This is a genomic window from Mesorhizobium sp. LSJC280B00, from assembly GCF_000502835.1.
Taxonomy (GTDB): domain Bacteria; phylum Pseudomonadota; class Alphaproteobacteria; order Rhizobiales; family Rhizobiaceae; genus Mesorhizobium.
Window position 1 is genome coordinate 155,267 of the sequence record NZ_AYVL01000001.1, and the last position, 16,302, is coordinate 171,568.

Here is a 16,302-nt window from a genome sequence, read left to right on the forward strand (position 1 = left end):
CTAGGATGGACCTCATGAGCGACGACAAGGCGATCTGGCCACCAATCGATCCGATCTCGGCCGGCTTGCATGGCCGCTGCCCCCGCTGTGGCGAGGGCAAGCTGTTCTCCGGGTTCCTCACGGTCGATGATCGCTGCTCCAATTGCGGCCTCGATTATTCCTTCGCCGATGCCGGCGACGGGCCGGCGGTGTTCGTTATCCTGATCATCGGCTTTATCGTCGTCGGCCTGGCGTTGTGGATGGAGGTGACGCTCAATCCGCCGCTCTGGCTGCATCTGCTGCTGTGGATTCCGCTGACGCTGGTGCTTTGCCTGGCGGCGCTCCGGCTGATCAAGGGCGTGCTGCTGACGCTGCAATACCGCAACAAGGCGGCCGAGGGCCGGCTGGACCGCGGCGAATGAGCGAGGCATCCGGTTCGGTGGCCGGCCGGTCGCGGCCGAAGCGCGCATTGGCACTCGGCCTGGGTATCGTCGTGTTTTTGATCCTGCTGGCGCTCGGCACCTGGCAGGTTCAGCGCCTGCACTGGAAAGAGGGCCTTCTCCAGACGATAGACCAGCGCACGCATTCGGCGCCTGTGCCATTGGCCGAGCTCGAAAAGCGGTTTGCTGCCGCCGGCGACGTGGACTACACGCCGGTGACAGTGACCGGCACTTTCCTGCATCAAGACGAGCGGCATTTCCTCGCCACCTGGGAAGGCCAGTCCGGTTTCAACGTCTTCACGCCGCTACAGCTCGACGATGGCCGTTTCGTGCTGATCAACCGCGGCTTCGTGCCTTACGATTTCAAGGATCCAGCCAAGCGGCCGCAGGGGCAGGTAACGGGCAAAGTGACGGTGACGGGGCTCGCCCGCAACCCGCTGCCGGCCAAGCCCTCGATGATGCTTCCCGACAATGATCCGCAGAAGAATATCTTCTACTGGAAAGATCGTGACGCGATGGCCTCGAGCGCCGGCCTGCCGACAGGTGCGGCGCTGGTGCCGATCTTCATCGATGCGAACGCCACGCCCAACCCCGGCGGGCTGCCAGTTGGAGGTGTCACCGTCATCGACCTGCCGAACAGCCATCTGCAATATGCGATAACCTGGTACGGCCTTGCCGCCGCCCTTGCCGGCGTCCTGATCTCCTGGCTCCGCCGCCCGGCGAAAGACCAATGATCGCCGCCACTACCCTTGACAGGGCAGGGCCGCGCACCTCATTTCGCGCCTTGAGCTCAGAAGTCATAGTCCGATCAACCGGCCTACAATCAGCGTAAGATGCAATCATGCTTTATACAAAGCCGCCGCTGACCATCCGGCTCTGCCAGCCCCGCGGTTTCTGTGCGGGCGTTGACCGTGCCATCCAGATCGTCGTGCTGGCGCTGAAGAAATACGGCGCGCCGGTCTATGTCCGCCACGAGATCGTGCACAACCGCTACGTCGTCGAAGGGCTGCAAAGCCTTGGCGCGGTGTTCATCGAGGAGCTCTCCGAGATCCCGCCCGAGCATCGCCAGAGCCCGGTCGTCTTTTCGGCGCATGGCGTGCCGAAATCTGTGCCGGCCGACGCCCAGTCCCGCAACCTGTTCTATCTCGACGCGACTTGCCCGCTGGTCTCGAAAGTCCATAAGCAGGCGATGCGCCATCAGCGGCTTGGCCGCCACGTGCTCTTGATCGGCCATGCCGCGCATCCGGAGGTGATCGGCACAATGGGCCAGTTGCCGGACGGCGCGGTCACTCTGATCGAGACCGAGGCCGACGCCGCAAGCTTCGTGCCCGCAGACTCGCAAGCGCTCGGCTTCGTCACCCAGACGACGCTGTCGGTCGAGGACACCGCCGGTATTATCCGCGCCCTGCGGCAGCGTTTTCCCGAGCTGCACGCGCCGGCGGCGGAATCGATCTGTTATGCCACCACCAATCGCCAGGAAGCGGTCAAGGAAACAGCGGCCGGCGCCGATCTCTTCCTGGTTGTCGGCGCACCTAACTCCTCCAACTCGCGGCGCCTGGTCGAAGTGGCCGAGCGCGCCGGCGCCTCGATGTCGCTTCTTGTGCAGCGCGCCTCCGAAATTCCGTGGAATGAGATTGCCGGCATTTCGACGCTCGGCCTGTCGGCGGGCGCCTCGGCGCCGGAGATCATCGTCGACGAGATCGTCGATGCGTTCAGGCAGCGCTTCGACGTGACCATCGAGCTGGCCGTGACGGCGACGGAGACGGAGGACTTTCCGGTGATGCGGGTGTTGCGCGATGTCGAACTGACGGCTGCCGACATGGCCTTCGTCAACGGGGCCGCGTAGCAACGATGGCGGTTTACACCGACGTCAACGAGGGCGAGCTCGGCGCATTCCTCAGGAACTATCCGGTCGGCGACCTCTTGTCCTACAAGGGCATCGCCGAAGGTACCGAAAACTCGAATTTTCTGCTGCACACCAGCAGCGGCTCCTACATCCTGACGCTTTACGAGAAGCGCGTCGACAAGGCTGACCTGCCGTTCTTTCTCGGCCTCATGGCCCACCTCGCCAGAAAGGGCATTTCGTGCCCGCTCCCGGTCACCGCACATGATGGCGGTGTGATCGGAACACTTGCCGGCCGGCCGGCGGTCATCATCACCTTTCTCGAAGGCCTGTCGCTGCGGCGGCCGACGGCTGCGCATTGCGGCGAGGTCGGCAAGGCGCTGGCGGCACTGCATCTCGCCGGCGCGGATTTTCCGATGACCCGCCCCAACGCCCTTGCCATCGATGGCTGGCGCAAGCTGTGGAATGCCGCCCGCGCCCGCGCCGACGAGGTCGAGCCGGGACTGGCTGCCGAGGTCGATGCCGATTTCGCCGATTTCGAGCGGAACTGGCCGAACGGTCTGCCGCGAGGCATCATCCATGCCGATCTTTTCCCGGACAATGTGTTCTTCCTCGGCGAGAAACTGTCCGGGCTGATCGACTTCTATTTCGCCTGCAACGACCTCTACGCCTATGACGTTGCCACGTGCCTGAACGCCTGGTGCTTCGAGAAGGATTTTTCCTTCAATCTGACCAAGGGCACGGCGCTGCTTGCCGGCTACCAAAGCGTGCGGCCGTTGAGCAGTGACGAGAAAGCTGCGCTGCCGATGCTGGCGCGCGGCTCGGCGCTGCGCTTCATGCTGACCCGGCTCTACGACTGGCTGACGGTCCCGGACGGCGGGCTGGTGATGAAACGCGACCCGACCGAGTATATCCGCCGGATGCGCTTCCACCGGGCGATCAACTCTCCTTCCGAATATGGACTGACATGACCAAGCGCGTTGAAATCTTCACCGATGGTGCCTGTTCGGGCAATCCCGGGCCTGGCGGCTGGGGCGCAATCCTGCGCTTCAACGGCGCAATTAAGGAGCTCCATGGCGGCGAGGCTGCCACCACCAACAACCGTATGGAACTGTTGGCGGCCATCTCGGCGCTTAATGCGCTCAAGGAGCCCTGCGCCGTCGATCTTTATACCGACAGCAACTATGTCAAGGACGGTATTTTCAGCTGGATCGACGGCTGGAAGCGCAACGGCTGGAAGACGGCCGCCAGGCAGCCGGTGAAGAATGCCGAGCTGTGGCAGCAGCTCGACGCGGCGCGTAACCGCCATCAGGTCACCTGGCATTGGGTCAAGGGCCATGCCGGCCATCCCGAGAACGAGCGCGCCGACGAATTGGCGCGGCTCGGCATGGCGCCATTCAAGAAAGGCCTCGTCAAGACTGCGGCGCCAGAACCAGGTTCGCAGTCAAAGCAGCCGGCCGCCACAAAGGCGCGGCGCTCGACGCAAAGCTATTGAATTCCGGCTGCGGGTCCGCTCTCTGGCAGGAAAGCTCTTATCATGCCGATTGCATACTACATCACGCATCCCCAGGTTCAGGTCGATGCCAACGTTCCAGTGCCGGAGTGGGGACTGTCCGACATCGGGCGAGCGAGAACATCTGCAATGCTCGATCAGCCGTGGGTTGGGTCGATCCGGCGGATCGTGTCGTCGGGTGAACGCAAGGCGATAGAAACCGCCGAGATACTCGGAAGGCATCTCCGCCTTGCAGTCGAGGTGAGGGAACGGATGCATGAGAATGACCGATCGGCAACCGGTTTCCTGCCGCCATCGGAGTTCGAAGCGGTCGCCGACCAATTCTTCGCCAATCCAAACAGCAGCATTCGTGGATGGGAGCCAGCTATCGAAGCCCAGCGTCGTATTCTAAGCGAGGTAGACACTGTGCTACGCACCGACGCCGCCGTCGACGTTGCTTTCATAGGTCACGGAGGTGTCGGAACGCTCCTGCTGCTCTCTTTGAGCGGTCGGGAAATCAGCCGCGAGGCGGATCAGCCAGCGGGCGGTGGGAACTACTTCGCATACGATATCAGCGCGCGTCGCGTTATCCATGGATGGCAGCCGATCGACAGGCCGACGCAGCGCCGCGACAGTTAATTACCTATCGGATCAGCAGGGCGGTGCCGAACAGTCCGATTGCGAACACCGTGTGCGACACAAGATTGAGGGCGCGGACCTGCATCGGATTGGGCCGCTTCGAAGCGGCCCAGCCGGCGCCCATGCCGGGCGCCAGCAGAAACCAGCCGGCGCCGACGGTGACCATGCTGATGATAAAGGCCGGCAGGAAGGTCGGCGCGGTGAGCCAGGCCGTTCCGGCCAGCACGACCAGTATGAAGCCGTAGACGATGCCGACAGCATAATGAAAGGCCCAGCCAAGTACTGATTCATGCGGGTAGGGCGAGGCCTTGCCAATGTCGTCATGGAAGACCTTGCCTTCCCTGAGATGCCAGACCCAGCGGCCGACCAGCCCCCAGTTCGGCCGCGGTTGAGCAAACGCCTTGCTCAGGAAAATCGCCCAGACATCCATAAGCGCGGTTGCGCCGATGCCGATCGCGACGCTGCGCCAGACGATGTCAGACATAATCGAGGTCCCCAAAAGCAAGCAGTCCCGAAGAGCCGACGCATGGTCCCGAAAACCGGGTCGGCTTTCGGAAGGATCATGCGCCGATGCAAAAGTCAGCGTCCTTTGGACGTTGAGCGCTCGAAGGCGCCCTTTGCCGTGCCTGGCCTAGGCTGTCGCCAGGACGGAAAGCTGTCCGAGAATGTGAGCCGCACCGGATTCGTCGACGCCGGGCTTTGTCTCGACATTGAGTGCGGTGACCTTGCCGTCATCGACGATCATCGAAAAACGCTTCGAGCGTAGCCCCATGCCGCCGCTGGAGAGGTCGGCGTCGAGGCCGACCGATTTGGCGAAATCGCCATTGCCATCGGCAAGATAAAGGATTTTGCCTTCACCGCCGCTGAAGCGGGCCCAAGCCCCCATGACGTGAACATCGTTGACCGAGACAACGGCGATAGTGTCGACGCCGCGCGCCAGGATGGCGTCGTAATTGTCCAGGTAGCCGGGCAGATGATTGTTGCTGCAGGTCGGCGTGAAGGCGCCTGGAACGCCAAACAGCACGACCTTCTTTCCTGAGAATATCTCGCCCGTCGTGATCGGCCTTGCACCGTCGGCGGTCATTGTCTTGAAGGTCGCATCGGGCAGTTTGTCGCCAACGGAGATCGTCATGATGGTCCTCGCTTGGAAATGGAAGGGAGCTCCTTGCGATAGCGAATTAAGGCGCGCCCGGCAACCGTCCAGACGTTGGCATCACGGGAATGGCAACAGGCCTTCGACCGCGCCTGCGGCACTTGTCAGTGTGTAGTGCAGGCCGCCATCGGTTGGCGTTGTCGACGGCCTGTCGAGGATCGGTACAGTAAAGATCAGCTTGCCATCCTTTTCGCTGCGTGCCGGGGCACCGAACATGTAGTCGCGTTCGCCGGCAACGAAGAAGTCGGCGCCCTCGGGGCTGCCCGGAAAGCTCGCTTCGACAATCAGCGTTTCGTGGTCGCCCGGCAGTACGTTTATGCCGAAATCGGGCGTTGCCGTGGCGGGCAGGGTTGCAAGGCCCGCCTTGACCAGTGCCGCATCCTCGGCGTTGTCGGGATCGGCGCCGGGATCGACGGTCAGCCTTGTCTGCACCGGGATGCAGATGGTTTCGCAAATGCCGAGGAAGATGTCCGCATCGATGACGGCCGGTTGGCCGGGCGCGGCAAGCGTGAACGTCACCGGCAACGAAACCGGGTGGTCGTAGCCGGCCCATTTGCCATAGCCGTCATCGTGGCGCTGCGGCGGCGGAAACGAAAGCGTCGCGTCGGCAATGTTGGTGCTGGCCGAGACGTCGATCTGTGGCGGCACGCCCGCATCGCCCGGATCGCGCCAATAGGTTTTCCAGCCGGGCTTCAGCGCAATGTCGAGGACGCCCTGGAGACGTCCGGCCTCGTCGGCTTTGCCGCTTGTTACCAGCCGCACCCTGCCGCCTTCGCTGTTGTACCAGGCCGACGAGGAGGCTGAGGCGGGGAAGCCGGTCGCCGATCCAATGGCCACACCAAGCAGCAGGATTTTCAAGCTTTGCATGGCGATGATTTGATCGTCCGTTGATGGCCGCGCAATGATTTCATGACGCCGCCGGCATCATATTTGCGTGACCTTCGGCTTTTGAGCCTGATCAAATCGGGCGCCGCCCATCTTTTCGACGCCCCGGAAACGCGTTACGCTGTGGCCATGGATTTGTTGCGCCATAAAAGGACGGCCGCAGGACCCGGCTTTCTCGACGATCAGTTCCTGATTGCCATGCCCGGCATGAAGGACGACCGCTTCACGCGCTCCGTCATCTACATTTGCGCGCACAGCGACGAAGGCGCGATGGGGCTGATCATCAACCAGACGCAGCAGATGCTGTTTCCGGACCTGCTCGTGCAACTTGGCATCATGAACGAGCTGGAGGCAATTCGCCTGCCGCCGCCGGCGCGCGACTTCGTCGTGCGCAATGGCGGACCGGTGGATCGCAGCCGCGGCTTCGTTCTGCATTCGGGCGACTACCGGGTGGAATCCTCGCTCGCCGTGTCCGATGATGTCTGTCTCACCGCGACCGTCGACATATTGCGCGCCATCTCCTCCGGCCGCGGACCCCGGCGGGCTCTGATGGCGCTCGGCTATGCCGGCTGGGGTGCAGGCCAGCTTGAAAACGAGATCGTCGAGAATGGCTGGCTGACTTGCCCGGCAAGTGCCGAGCTTCTGTTCGACGCCGACATCGATCGCAAATATGACCGGATCCTCGCCTCGATCGGCATCGATCTCGCGCATCTCAGCCTGGCTGCCGGTCACGCCTGAGCCTCATCACGTCCCCGAAACTTGTCACGCTTGAGTGAGCGGATACTGTTCCTTCAGCGTCTTCAGCACCTGGTCGCCCGGCATCGGCGCGCCGAACATGAAGCTCTGCACGTATTCGCAGCCCATCTGCCGCAACTCCAGCGCATCGCTCTCGTCCGAAATGCCTTCGGCGACAACCGACAGGCCGAGTTCATGCGCCATGTTGACCATGGATTTGAGCAGCACCGCACGTTTCGGCGTCGCGTCGTCGACGAAGCTCTTGTCGATCTTGATAGTGTCGAACGGAAAGCGCGTCAGATAGGCCAGCGATGAATAGCCGGTGCCGAAATCATCCAGCGACAGGCCGATGCCAAGCTGCTTCAACTTGGTCAGCACATGGGCGGTCTGCTCGGGATTGTCCATCACCAGCGATTCGGTGAGTTCGAGCCGGAAGCAGCGCGGTTTCAGGTTGGCTCGCGCGATCACCGAGCGGACGTCGCTGACCAGGTCGCGGCGGATGAGCTGGCGGCTGGACAGATTGACCGAGACCGACAGCGGCGCATCGCCGATCTGCTTTTGCCATCCCGCCAGGTCTTCGGCAGCCTGCTGCATGGCAAACAGCCCAAGCTGCACGATCAGGCCGCAGTTTTCGGCAACCGGAATGAAATCCGCCGGCGGGATCATGCCGCGCCGCGGATGGTCCCAGCGCAGCAGCGCTTCGAAGCCTGCGACGCTGCCGTCCTCCAGCCGCACGATCGGCTGGTAGGCAAGCGTGAATTCGCGTCGTTCGATGGCGCGGCGCAGATCGGACTCGAACTGCAGCCGGTCGGTGCCGACGGTGCGGAAGGCGGGACGGAACGGCTCGATCCGGTCGCCGCCGAAGCGCTTGGCCTGATGCATGGCAAGCTCGGCATCCTTGACCATGTCCTCGGCCGAGGTCTGCGTGGCGGTCCAGGTGATCAGCCCGATCGAGGCCGTCAGCACGATCTCGCGCTTGGCGAAGGTGATCGGGTTGTTGATGGCGTGCTTGATGGCATCGGCAATGGCCGCGATGCGGGCCGGATCCTGCTCCGACAAAAGCATCAGCGCGAACTGGTCGCCGGCAAAGCGCGACAGCGAATCCTTCGGCTTGAGCAGTCGGTGCAGCCGCCGCGCGATAGTCAAAAGGATGGTATCGCCGGCCGAGATGCCGAGCCCGTCATTGACCTGCTTGAACCGGTCTATGTCGATGACGAAGACGGTCGGGCGCACCTTCTCTTCGGTGCGGGCAATCGAAATGATCGCCTCCAGCCGGTTCATGAACAGCTCGCGGTTGGGCAGGCCGGTCAGATTGTCGTGCACGGCGTCATGCAGCAGCCGTTCCTCGGATTTCTTCTGCTCCGTCACGTCGACCATGGTGCCGACGCAGCGGATGACCTCGCCGTCCGAGCCGATCACCGGCCGGGCGCGCAACGAAAACCAGTGATAGTGCCCGTCGGCGCCGCGCAGGCGAAAGTTTTGCGACACCCGGCCGCGCCGGTGCTCGAGCACCACGTCGAGTGTCGTGCGAAACGTGTCGCGGTCGTCGGCATGCAGCACCGGCAGCCAGTTGCGGGCAGGGCCGCCGAGGCTGTTGGGGGCAAGACCGAGCTGAATGCTGACGTCGGGACGAGTGACGACGCGGTCGCGCAGCACGTCCCAGTCCCACACAGTATCGCCCGATCCGGCAACCGCCAGCGCCTGCCGCTCAAGGTCGGAGAACAGGCCCTGATGCAGCGCGCCGCCGGCAAAAGCGTGCTGCATCACGGTGAAGCCGATCAGCAGGATGATGAGGATCAGCCCACCGCCCAGCGCCGGCTGAGCGATATCGTTGTCCAGCATGCCGGTGATTGCCATCCACGATCCGCATAGCCACAGCAGAACCATCACCCAACTGGGCACCAGCATGATGGCGCGGTCGTAACCGCGGATACCGAGGAAGATGATCAGGCCGAGCCCGGTCAGCGCGGTGGCGGCGAAGGACAGCCTGGCAATGCCGGCGGCAACCGCCGGATCGATGATGGCGACACCGGCGATCAGCACCAGCCCGAGAATCCAGACCAGTGCGCCGTAGCTGAAATGGCCGTGCCACCGGTTGAGGTTGAGATAGGCAAACAGGAACACCACGAAGGTCGCCGCGAGCGCCACCTCCGTTCCGGCGCGCCACATCTGCTCATTGCCCGGTGAGATCTCTATGATCTTGTTGAGAAAGCCGAAATCGACGCAGATATAGGCAAGCACCGCCCAGGCTAGGGCCGCCGTTGCCGGGAACATCGAGGTCCCCTTGACGACGAAAAGAATGGTCAGGAACAGCGCCAGCAGGCCGGCGATGCCGATGACGATGCCACGAAACAGCGTGTAGGAATTGACCGAGTCCTTGTAGGATTCAGGATCCCACAGATAGACCTGCGGCAGCTTGGGCGAGGCGAGCTCGGCGATGAAGGTAATCACCGTTCCGGGGTTCAACGTCACCCGGAACACGTCGGCGTCGGGGCTGGTCTGACGGTCGAGCGCAAAGCCTTCGCTGGGCGTGATCGCAGCGATACGGGTCGAGCCGAGATCCGGCCAGAACAGGCCGGAATTCACCAGCCGGAAATGCGGTGCGACAATCAGCCTGTCGAGCTGCTGGTCGGTGGTATTAGCGAGCGCGAACACCGCCCAGTCACCGGTCGAGCGCGCATCATTTGCCTCGACCTCGATGCGCCGCACGATGCCGTCCGGGCCTGGCGCGGTCGACACCTGAAAATTCTCGCCCTGGTTCCGGTAGATCGAGACGGCCCCCGAAAGATCGAGCGCAACGTCGTCGCGGGCGATCTTGATCGGTTCTACGGCAAACGCCGAGGATGCCGCGCAGAGCGTGACGATTGCCGCCAGCATAAAGGCAAGCAGCGACCCCTTGCGCAGAAAATTCGTCAAAATCAGTCCTTTGTTCCAACGCCCGGCGGATCGTCCGCGATTCGGGCGTATAGGTAATGGTCCTGCCAGATGCCGTTGATCCTGAGATAGGATCGTAGCAGTCCTTCGCGCCGGAATCCGGCTTTTTCAAGCACGCGGATCGACCGGGCGTTGTCGGGAATACAGGCAGCTTCGATCCGGTGCAATCGCAGCGTTTCGAAGGCGAAACGCGTCACCACCTTGACGGCATCGGTCATCAGGCCGCGTCCGCTGAAGCGCTCGCCGATCCAGTAGCCGATATGGCCGCTTTGGGCGACCCCGTGGCGGATATTGCCGAGGGTGATACCGCCGGCCAGCCTGCCGCTGCTTTTCTCGAAGATGAAGAAGGCGATCGCCGTCCCCTGCGCGTAGTCCTCGCGGTAGCGCCCGATACGATGCCGCCACGCCGTGCGGTCGAGTTCGTCAGGGGTCCATCGCGGCTCCCACGGCTCAAGAAAAGCGCGGCTTTCACTGCGCAGCACCGACCACTCGCGATAGTCGTTGGTCAGCGGTACGCGCAGCGTGACAAGCTCGCCCTTCAGTGCCGGCAGGTCGCGGCGAAAGAAAGGGAGCGCGAACACGACGCTCGAATAGGCTTAGACGGCAAGCTTACGGGCAGTGGTCTGCGTGCCCGAAAGCGAATCGAGGATTGCCTCATAGGGCGCGAGCGTACCCACCGGCCCGACGGCTGTAAGCGTCGGCTTGGTCGAAAAAAGCCGGGACGACAGATCCGTCAGCCGCTCGACAGTCAACGCCGCCAGCCGCTCCATCAGCTCTTCCTTGGCGATCGGCCTGCCGAACAGAAGCAACTGCCTGGCGATCTGGGAGGCGCGGCTGGCCGGGCTCTCGGCCGACATGATCAGCCCGGCGCGGTATTGGGCACGCGCCCGGTCAAGCTCCTCCTGCAGGATGTTTTCACCGGCCTTTTGCAGCTCGTCAATGATCACAGGCACCAGCTCGGCAATATCGCTTTGTCCGGTCGCCGCATGGACCCCGAAGACGCCGGTGTCGGAAAAACCCCAATGGAAGGCATAGACCGAATAGCACAGGCCGCGTTTTTCGCGGACTTCCTGGAAAAGTCGCGACGACATGCCGCCGCCCAGGATCATCGACAGGACCTGGGAGGCATAGAAATCGCGGACGTGATAGGCGCGGCCCTCGAAACCCAGCACGATCTGGGCGTCCATCAGGTCGCGGTCCTCGCGAAAATCGCCGCCGACATACTGCGCATATTGCGGGATGGTGCCGTCGGCCTTGCCGCGGAAGCTGCCGAGACGCTTTTCGACTTCCCGCACGAAATCGTCGTGCTTGATATCGCCGGCCGCCACCATCACCATGTTCTCGGCACCGTACTGTCGTTCGATGAAGTCGTGCAGCTGCTTCGAAGTGAAGGATTTGACGGTTTCCGGCGTGCCAAGAATCGAGCGGCCGATAGTCTGGTGGCGGAAGGCGGTCTCGGTAAAGTGATCGAAAACGACGTCGTCGGGCGTATCGTGCGCGGCGCCGATCTCCTGCAGAATCACATGCTGCTCTCGTTCCAACTCCTGCGGATCGAATTCGGATTCCTGCAGGATGTCGGAAAGGATATCGACGGCCAGCGGCACGTCGTCGCTCAGAACCCTTGCATAATAGGAGGTCGTCTCGACGCTGGTGGCGGCATTGATCTCGCCGCCGACGTCCTCGATCTCCGAGGCAATCTCGAAGGCGCTTCGCCGCCTGGTGCCCTTGAAAGCCATGTGCTCGAGCAAGTGCGCCATTCCGTGCTCTTCGTCACGCTCGTTGCGTGCGCCCGACTTGACCCAGGCGCCAAGGGCAACAGATTCGAGGCTTGGAAGGGTTTCGGTGGCGACTGTCAGGCCGTTCGACAGACGGCTTACCTCAACACCCATATGGCAATTACTCCCTAACGCGCCGCCCGCGTGTGGCGGCCGAGATAATCTTCCACCATTTTCAGGTCGGATGGAAGTACCGTGTATTTTTCCTCGGCGCTCATCAACCCGCCTAGCCATGCAGGCAGGGCAGGCGACACGCCGCTGGCGGCTTCGACGGCGGCGGGAAACTTTGCCGGGTGCGCAGTGCCCAGCACCACCATCGGCACCTCACCCGCAGCCTTGCCGGCGGCCACATGCACGGCCGCGGCCGTATGCGGGTCGAGCAGATAGCCGCTCGCCGCAAGTGTGGTGCGGATGGTGGCGGCGACCTCGTCCATGGTGGCGCGGCCGGCGTCGAATTCGGAGCGGATCCTGGCGATTTCCCCGGCCTCGATGGTGAAGGCGCCGGACTGCTTGAGCCCGTCCATGTAGCGCCGCACGGTCGAGGCATCGCGGCCGGACGCCTCGAACAGCAAGCGTTCGAAGTTCGAAGACACCTGGATGTCCATCGAGGGCGACGTGGTCGAAAAGACCCCCTTCATGCGGTATTCGCCGGTCGCCAGCGTGCGCGCCAGAATATCGTTGTCGTTGGTGGCGATGATCAGCCGTTCGATCGGCAGCCCCATCTTCTTGGCGGCATAGCCGGCGAAGATGTCGCCGAAATTGCCGGTCGGCACGGTGAAGGAAACCGGCCTGTCGGGCGCGCCGAGCGACAGGCCGGACGAGAAATAATAGACGATCTGGGCCATGATGCGGGCCCAGTTGATCGAGTTGACGCCGGACAGCGATACCCGGTCGCGAAAACCGTGGTCGTTGAACATGGCCTTTACCAGGCCCTGGCAGTCGTCGAAATTGCCTTCGATCGCCAACGCATGGACGTTTGCGGCGGTCGAGGTCGTCATCTGCCGCTGCTGTACCGGCGAGACGCGGCCGTGCGGGAAAAGCACGAAGATGTCGGTGCGGTTGCGCCCGGCAAAGGCATCGATGGCGGCCCCTCCGGTGTCGCCGGAGGTGGCACCGACAATGGTGGCGCGCTGGTCGCGCTCGGCCAGCACATGGTCCATCAGCCGCGCAAGAAGCTGCATCGCCACGTCCTTGAACGCGAGCGTCGGGCCGTGGAACAGCTCGAGCACGAAGCTGTTCGGCCCGGTCTGCACGAGCGGGCAGACGGCCTCATGGCGGAAGGTCGCATAGGCTTCGCGCACCAGCCGTTCGAACACCGGCGCCGCGATCTCGCCGCCGAGGAACGGCGACAGCACACGGATGGCAAGATCGGGATAGGCAAGGCCGCGCATGGCGCGGATCTCGGCTGCGGAAAAATGCGGCCAGGCGCTCGGCAGGTAGAGCCCGCCGTCGCGCGCCAGTCCGGCCAGCACCGCGTCGGAAAATCCAAGCGCGGGCGCTTCCCCGCGGGTACTCACATATTGCATCGTCACGTTTCCATTGCTGCCGGGAATTTTCGCCCGCCGCGAGGTGGTGGATTTCTGCGCAGGCTCAGTCGCATTTTTGCCGCGCGGTTGATATACGTCACCGGCTTTGCGAGAGGGAAGTGCAGTTCATGGCGTTTCATTCATTCAACGGTCGTTTTGTCGCGGGTCTGGCGCTCGCCGGCTTTATGCTTGCCGCCGCAGGTTGCCAATCGAGCGACAATGGAATTCTCGGCTTCGGCAAAAAGGATACGACACCGCCACCGCCACCCGATCCCAAGGTGCTTTCCAGCCAGCTGCAGGCCTATTGCCCGAAAGTGACGTTGCGTGACGGCACTGCCTTCTTCAATACCTACGCCAAGAGCGGTCCGAAGCCGAAGAAAAAAACCGATGTTGCCGCCGAGGAAGCCGCCCAGCCGGCAGCGGACGCGGCTGGCGCCGATCAGCCGGACGATTCCGCCAAGATCATCTATCAGGCTTCGATCACCGATGTGACCCGCGACTGCAGCCGCGCCAACGGCTCCTTGTCGATGAAGATAGCCGTCGCCGGCAAGGTCGTGCCTGGCCCGATGTTCACCCCCGGCACCATCACCATGCCGATCCGCATCGCGGTGATGCACGGCACCGAAGTTCTCTATTCGCAGCTTCACTCCTATCAGGTCCAGGTTACCGATCCTTCGAGTGCCACGCAGTTCGTCTTCACCGATTCCAACGTCGTCGTTCCGGAGCCGACGGCGAAGGACTACCAGGCATATGCCGGGTATGACGAGGGCGCTCCGAAAGTAGCGACAGACAAGCCGAGGAAGAAGAAAGCCGCCGCGACCAACTGAGCCGCTGCATTCGCGCCACGGCGGTTGGAGGCGGCCTCTCAGGCGTCCGCCGACCATTCCGACAGCGCGGCGATCACGCTTTTCAGTTCCGCCCAGCGGCGGATGACCGTTTCCGCGCCGGCCTCGGTCAGCGCATCGGCGTGGCCGGGATAGCTGTGCGCCGCGCCGGTGAAGCCGATGACGCGCATTCCCGCCGTCTTGGCGCCGGTGACGCCATGCACCGAATCCTCGATGACAAAGGTGTTCGCAGGATCGGCCTTGAGCTTTTCCGCGGCGAACCGAAACACGTCCGGCGCCGGCTTGGATTTCCCGGTCGGGGTTTCCAGCGAGGAAAAGATACGGCCGGCAAAGAACGGCAAAAGCTGCACCTTCTCCAGCATGAATTCGATTCGCTCCGAACGCGAATTCGAACAGACGCAGCGCGGCACTGCTACCGCGGCGACAGCCTCGTGCGCCCCGTCGATGGCACGCACGTCGCTGCGCAGCCGACGATCGACCAGCTGTTCCTCCTTGTCGATCAGCGAGGCCTGGAACGGGATCCGGGACTTTTCCTCGACCCGCATCATGATGTCCTTGAAAGTCAACCCGGCATAGACCTCGGAAATCTCCTCGGCCGATATCTCGTAGCCGGCCGAGGTCAACAGCTCGGCATCGATCCGCGCGGCGATGATTTCGGAATCGACGAGCACGCCGTCGCAATCGAAGATGACAAGGTCTGGCTGGGGCATGGTGATCCGGAAAGCGGGATGAGGGGAATGCCGAGGGCCCTTTGGTCCAAACGGCTCAGGCGGCGCGGCATACACCAACAGGCCGGGCTTCGCAAATTCGGCGGGCTGCTTCACTGAATATTTACGCTGATCGGTAACCATAACGGACAGTAAACAGTAACGCGTGCCTTGGGTGTCACAATGTCTGCCGTGCGTCTTCTCGACGAGCTTTCCGATGCTCCCCAGCAATCCGAGTGGCTGGATACGATCCTGAAGGGCGACTGCGTCGCCGCGCTCGAACGGCTGCCGGAAAAGTCGATCGACGTGATCTTCGCCGATCCGCCCTATAATTTGCAGCTCGATGGCGATCTGCACCGGCCCGACCAATCCAAGGTCGATGCCGTCGACGACCATTGGGACCAGTTCGACAGTTTTGAGGCCTACGACGCCTTCACCCGCGCCTGGCTGCTGGCGGCGCGCCGTGTGTTGAAGCCCAACGGCACGATCTGGGTTATCGGCTCCTACCACAATATTTTCAGGGTCGGGGCAAAGATGCAGGACCTGGGCTTCTGGATCCTCAACGACGTCGTCTGGCGCAAGACCAATCCAATGCCCAATTTCCGTGGCCGCCGTTTCCAGAACGCGCATGAGACGATGATCTGGGCATCGCGCGACCAGAAGGGCAAGGGCTACACTTTCAACTACGAGGCGCTGAAGGCATCGAACGACGACGTCCAGATGCGCTCGGACTGGCTGTTTCCGATCTGCACCGGCGGCGAGCGCCTGAAGAACGACAATGGTGACAAATTGCATCCGACGCAGAAGCCGGAAGCGTTGCTTGCCCGCGTCATGACGGCATCGACCAGGCCGGGCGACATCGTGCTCGACCCGTTCTTCGGTTCAGGAACCACCGGGGCTGTGGCCAAGCGGCTTGGCCGCCACTTCGTCGGCATCGAGCGCGAACAAACCTATATCGATGCCGCCATGGAACGTATCGATGCGGTCCGGCCGCTGGAAGGCGCCAATTTGACGGTACTGACCGGCAAGCGCGCTGAGCCGCGCGTCGCCTTCGTCACGCTTCTCGACAATGGCCTGGTGGCGCCAGGCGCCACGCTTTACGACGCCAAGAAGCGCTGGGCGGCAAAAGTGCGCGCCGACGGCACGCTGGCGATCGGCGACAGTGCCGGGTCGATCCACAAGATCGGCGCCGAGGTGCAGGGGCTGGACGCCTGCAACGGATGGACCTTCTGGCATTATGAGCGCAGCGGCGGCCTGACCCCGATCGACGAGCTTCGCCGCATTGCTCGGCTAGGCATGGAGCGGGCGGGCGCCTGACGGCTTCCGAGTTGCGACAGATCGGTTAATGC

The 16,302-nt window shown here is 62.9% G+C and carries 17 protein-coding genes; 9 read left to right on the forward strand and 8 right to left on the reverse strand.

Annotated elements, in window-relative coordinates:
- The first annotated feature begins 14 nt into the window (after positions 1 to 14).
- The 6 genes from X773_RS41455 to X773_RS41480 all read left to right on the forward strand — a co-directional run bounded on the left by X773_RS41455 (position 15) and on the right by X773_RS41480 (position 4,393).
- A complete protein-coding gene (locus X773_RS41455; RefSeq protein ID WP_031211059.1) occupies positions 15 to 401 on the forward strand; it encodes a DUF983 domain-containing protein in 387 nt (128 codons plus the stop codon).
- A complete protein-coding gene (locus X773_RS41460; protein ID WP_023674139.1) occupies positions 398 to 1,153 on the forward strand; it encodes an SURF1 family protein in 756 nt (251 codons plus the stop codon). The genes X773_RS41455 and X773_RS41460 overlap by 4 nt, the downstream gene beginning before the upstream one ends.
- Positions 1,154 to 1,260: 107 nt before the next feature.
- Positions 1,261 to 2,265 (forward strand): 4-hydroxy-3-methylbut-2-enyl diphosphate reductase, encoded by a 1,005-nt coding sequence (gene ispH / locus X773_RS41465; RefSeq protein ID WP_023674140.1) that lies wholly within the window; start codon positions 1,261 to 1,263, stop codon positions 2,263 to 2,265.
- Positions 2,266 to 2,270: 5 nt separating this feature from the next.
- Entirely contained in the window at positions 2,271 to 3,233 is a 963-nt protein-coding gene (locus tag X773_RS41470; RefSeq protein WP_023674141.1) for a homoserine kinase, read from the forward strand.
- Positions 3,230 to 3,757 (forward strand): ribonuclease HI, encoded by a 528-nt coding sequence (rnhA, locus tag X773_RS41475; protein ID WP_023674142.1) that lies wholly within the window; start codon positions 3,230 to 3,232, stop codon positions 3,755 to 3,757. The genes X773_RS41470 and rnhA overlap by 4 nt, the downstream gene beginning before the upstream one ends.
- Positions 3,758 to 3,799: 42 nt before the next feature.
- Positions 3,800 to 4,393: a histidine phosphatase family protein gene (locus X773_RS41480; RefSeq protein WP_031211060.1), complete on the forward strand. Its 594-nt coding sequence runs from the start codon at positions 3,800 to 3,802 to the stop codon at positions 4,391 to 4,393.
- 4 nt (positions 4,394 to 4,397) lie between these two features.
- Here the strand turns inward: X773_RS41480 and X773_RS41485 are convergent, their stop codons facing one another.
- From X773_RS41485 to X773_RS41495, 3 genes are all read right to left on the reverse strand, one after another.
- Positions 4,398 to 4,877, reverse strand: a complete 480-nt coding sequence (locus X773_RS41485; RefSeq protein WP_023674144.1) for a DUF2938 domain-containing protein — start codon at positions 4,875 to 4,877, stop codon at positions 4,398 to 4,400.
- 147 nt (positions 4,878 to 5,024) lie between these two features.
- Entirely contained in the window at positions 5,025 to 5,525 is a 501-nt protein-coding gene (locus tag X773_RS41490) for a peroxiredoxin (protein WP_023674145.1), read from the reverse strand.
- 81 nt (positions 5,526 to 5,606) lie between these two features.
- On the reverse strand, positions 5,607 to 6,413 hold the full coding sequence (locus tag X773_RS41495; RefSeq protein ID WP_023674146.1) for a protein-disulfide reductase DsbD domain-containing protein: 807 nt from the start codon (positions 6,411 to 6,413) through the stop codon (positions 5,607 to 5,609).
- 147 nt (positions 6,414 to 6,560) lie between these two features.
- Between X773_RS41495 and X773_RS41500 the strand changes: the two genes are divergently transcribed.
- Positions 6,561 to 7,169, forward strand: a complete 609-nt coding sequence (locus X773_RS41500; protein ID WP_031211061.1) for a YqgE/AlgH family protein — start codon at positions 6,561 to 6,563, stop codon at positions 7,167 to 7,169.
- A gap of 24 nt (positions 7,170 to 7,193) precedes the next feature.
- On the opposite strand, the gene X773_RS41505 is transcribed toward X773_RS41500, so the two are convergent.
- Genes X773_RS41505 through thrC form a run of 4 tightly spaced genes read right to left on the reverse strand, consistent with a single transcriptional unit; the run spans position 7,194 to position 13,401 of the window.
- Positions 7,194 to 10,082: an EAL domain-containing protein gene (locus X773_RS41505; protein ID WP_023674148.1), complete on the reverse strand. Its 2,889-nt coding sequence runs from the start codon at positions 10,080 to 10,082 to the stop codon at positions 7,194 to 7,196.
- A 2-nt stretch (positions 10,083 to 10,084) separates the two neighbouring features.
- A complete protein-coding gene (locus X773_RS41510; RefSeq protein ID WP_023674149.1) occupies positions 10,085 to 10,681 on the reverse strand; it encodes a GNAT family protein in 597 nt (198 codons plus the stop codon).
- Positions 10,682 to 10,696: 15 nt separating this feature from the next.
- Positions 10,697 to 11,989, reverse strand: a complete 1,293-nt coding sequence (locus X773_RS41515) for a pitrilysin family protein (RefSeq protein ID WP_023674150.1) — start codon at positions 11,987 to 11,989, stop codon at positions 10,697 to 10,699.
- A gap of 14 nt (positions 11,990 to 12,003) precedes the next feature.
- The gene (thrC, locus tag X773_RS41520; RefSeq protein WP_023674151.1) at positions 12,004 to 13,401 is read right to left on the reverse strand and encodes a threonine synthase; all 1,398 of its coding nucleotides are present in this window, start codon (positions 13,399 to 13,401) and stop codon (positions 12,004 to 12,006) included.
- Positions 13,402 to 13,529: 128 nt separating this feature from the next.
- Between thrC and X773_RS41525 the strand changes: the two genes are divergently transcribed.
- The gene (locus X773_RS41525) at positions 13,530 to 14,228 is read left to right on the forward strand and encodes a hypothetical protein (protein ID WP_023674152.1); all 699 of its coding nucleotides are present in this window, start codon (positions 13,530 to 13,532) and stop codon (positions 14,226 to 14,228) included.
- 38 nt (positions 14,229 to 14,266) lie between these two features.
- Here X773_RS41525 and X773_RS41530 read toward each other — a convergent pair whose 3' ends face one another.
- Positions 14,267 to 14,956: an HAD family phosphatase gene (locus tag X773_RS41530; protein WP_023674153.1), complete on the reverse strand. Its 690-nt coding sequence runs from the start codon at positions 14,954 to 14,956 to the stop codon at positions 14,267 to 14,269.
- A 180-nt stretch (positions 14,957 to 15,136) separates the two neighbouring features.
- On the opposite strand from X773_RS41530, the gene X773_RS41535 reads away from it, so the two are divergent.
- Positions 15,137 to 16,270: a site-specific DNA-methyltransferase gene (locus X773_RS41535; protein ID WP_023674154.1), complete on the forward strand. Its 1,134-nt coding sequence runs from the start codon at positions 15,137 to 15,139 to the stop codon at positions 16,268 to 16,270.
- The last annotated feature ends 32 nt before the right edge of the window (positions 16,271 to 16,302 follow it).

Excerpts from the sequence above, each read along its gene's own strand:
- ispH (WP_023674140.1), top strand. The coding sequence starts at position 1,261 with ATGCTTTATACAAAGCCGCCGCTGACCATCCGGCTCTGCCAGCCCCGC.
- X773_RS41485 (WP_023674144.1), bottom strand. The coding sequence starts at position 4,877 with ATGTCTGACATCGTCTGGCGCAGCGTCGCGATCGGCATCGGCGCAACC.
- rnhA (WP_023674142.1), top strand. The coding sequence starts at position 3,230 with ATGACCAAGCGCGTTGAAATCTTCACCGATGGTGCCTGTTCGGGCAAT.
- X773_RS41480 (WP_031211060.1), top strand. The coding sequence starts at position 3,800 with ATGCCGATTGCATACTACATCACGCATCCCCAGGTTCAGGTCGATGCC.
- X773_RS41535 (WP_023674154.1), top strand. The coding sequence starts at position 15,137 with ATGTCTGCCGTGCGTCTTCTCGACGAGCTTTCCGATGCTCCCCAGCAA.
- X773_RS41530 (WP_023674153.1), bottom strand. The coding sequence starts at position 14,956 with ATGCCCCAGCCAGACCTTGTCATCTTCGATTGCGACGGCGTGCTCGTC.
- X773_RS41460 (WP_023674139.1), top strand. The coding sequence starts at position 398 with ATGAGCGAGGCATCCGGTTCGGTGGCCGGCCGGTCGCGGCCGAAGCGC.
- X773_RS41455 (WP_031211059.1), top strand. The coding sequence starts at position 15 with ATGAGCGACGACAAGGCGATCTGGCCACCAATCGATCCGATCTCGGCC.
- X773_RS41500 (WP_031211061.1), top strand. The coding sequence starts at position 6,561 with ATGGATTTGTTGCGCCATAAAAGGACGGCCGCAGGACCCGGCTTTCTC.
- X773_RS41515 (WP_023674150.1), bottom strand. The coding sequence starts at position 11,989 with ATGGGTGTTGAGGTAAGCCGTCTGTCGAACGGCCTGACAGTCGCCACC.
- X773_RS41470 (WP_023674141.1), top strand. The coding sequence starts at position 2,271 with ATGGCGGTTTACACCGACGTCAACGAGGGCGAGCTCGGCGCATTCCTC.
- X773_RS41495 (WP_023674146.1), bottom strand. The coding sequence starts at position 6,413 with ATGCAAAGCTTGAAAATCCTGCTGCTTGGTGTGGCCATTGGATCGGCG.
- X773_RS41525 (WP_023674152.1), top strand. The coding sequence starts at position 13,530 with ATGGCGTTTCATTCATTCAACGGTCGTTTTGTCGCGGGTCTGGCGCTC.
- thrC (WP_023674151.1), bottom strand. The coding sequence starts at position 13,401 with ATGCAATATGTGAGTACCCGCGGGGAAGCGCCCGCGCTTGGATTTTCC.
- X773_RS41490 (WP_023674145.1), bottom strand. The coding sequence starts at position 5,525 with ATGACGATCTCCGTTGGCGACAAACTGCCCGATGCGACCTTCAAGACA.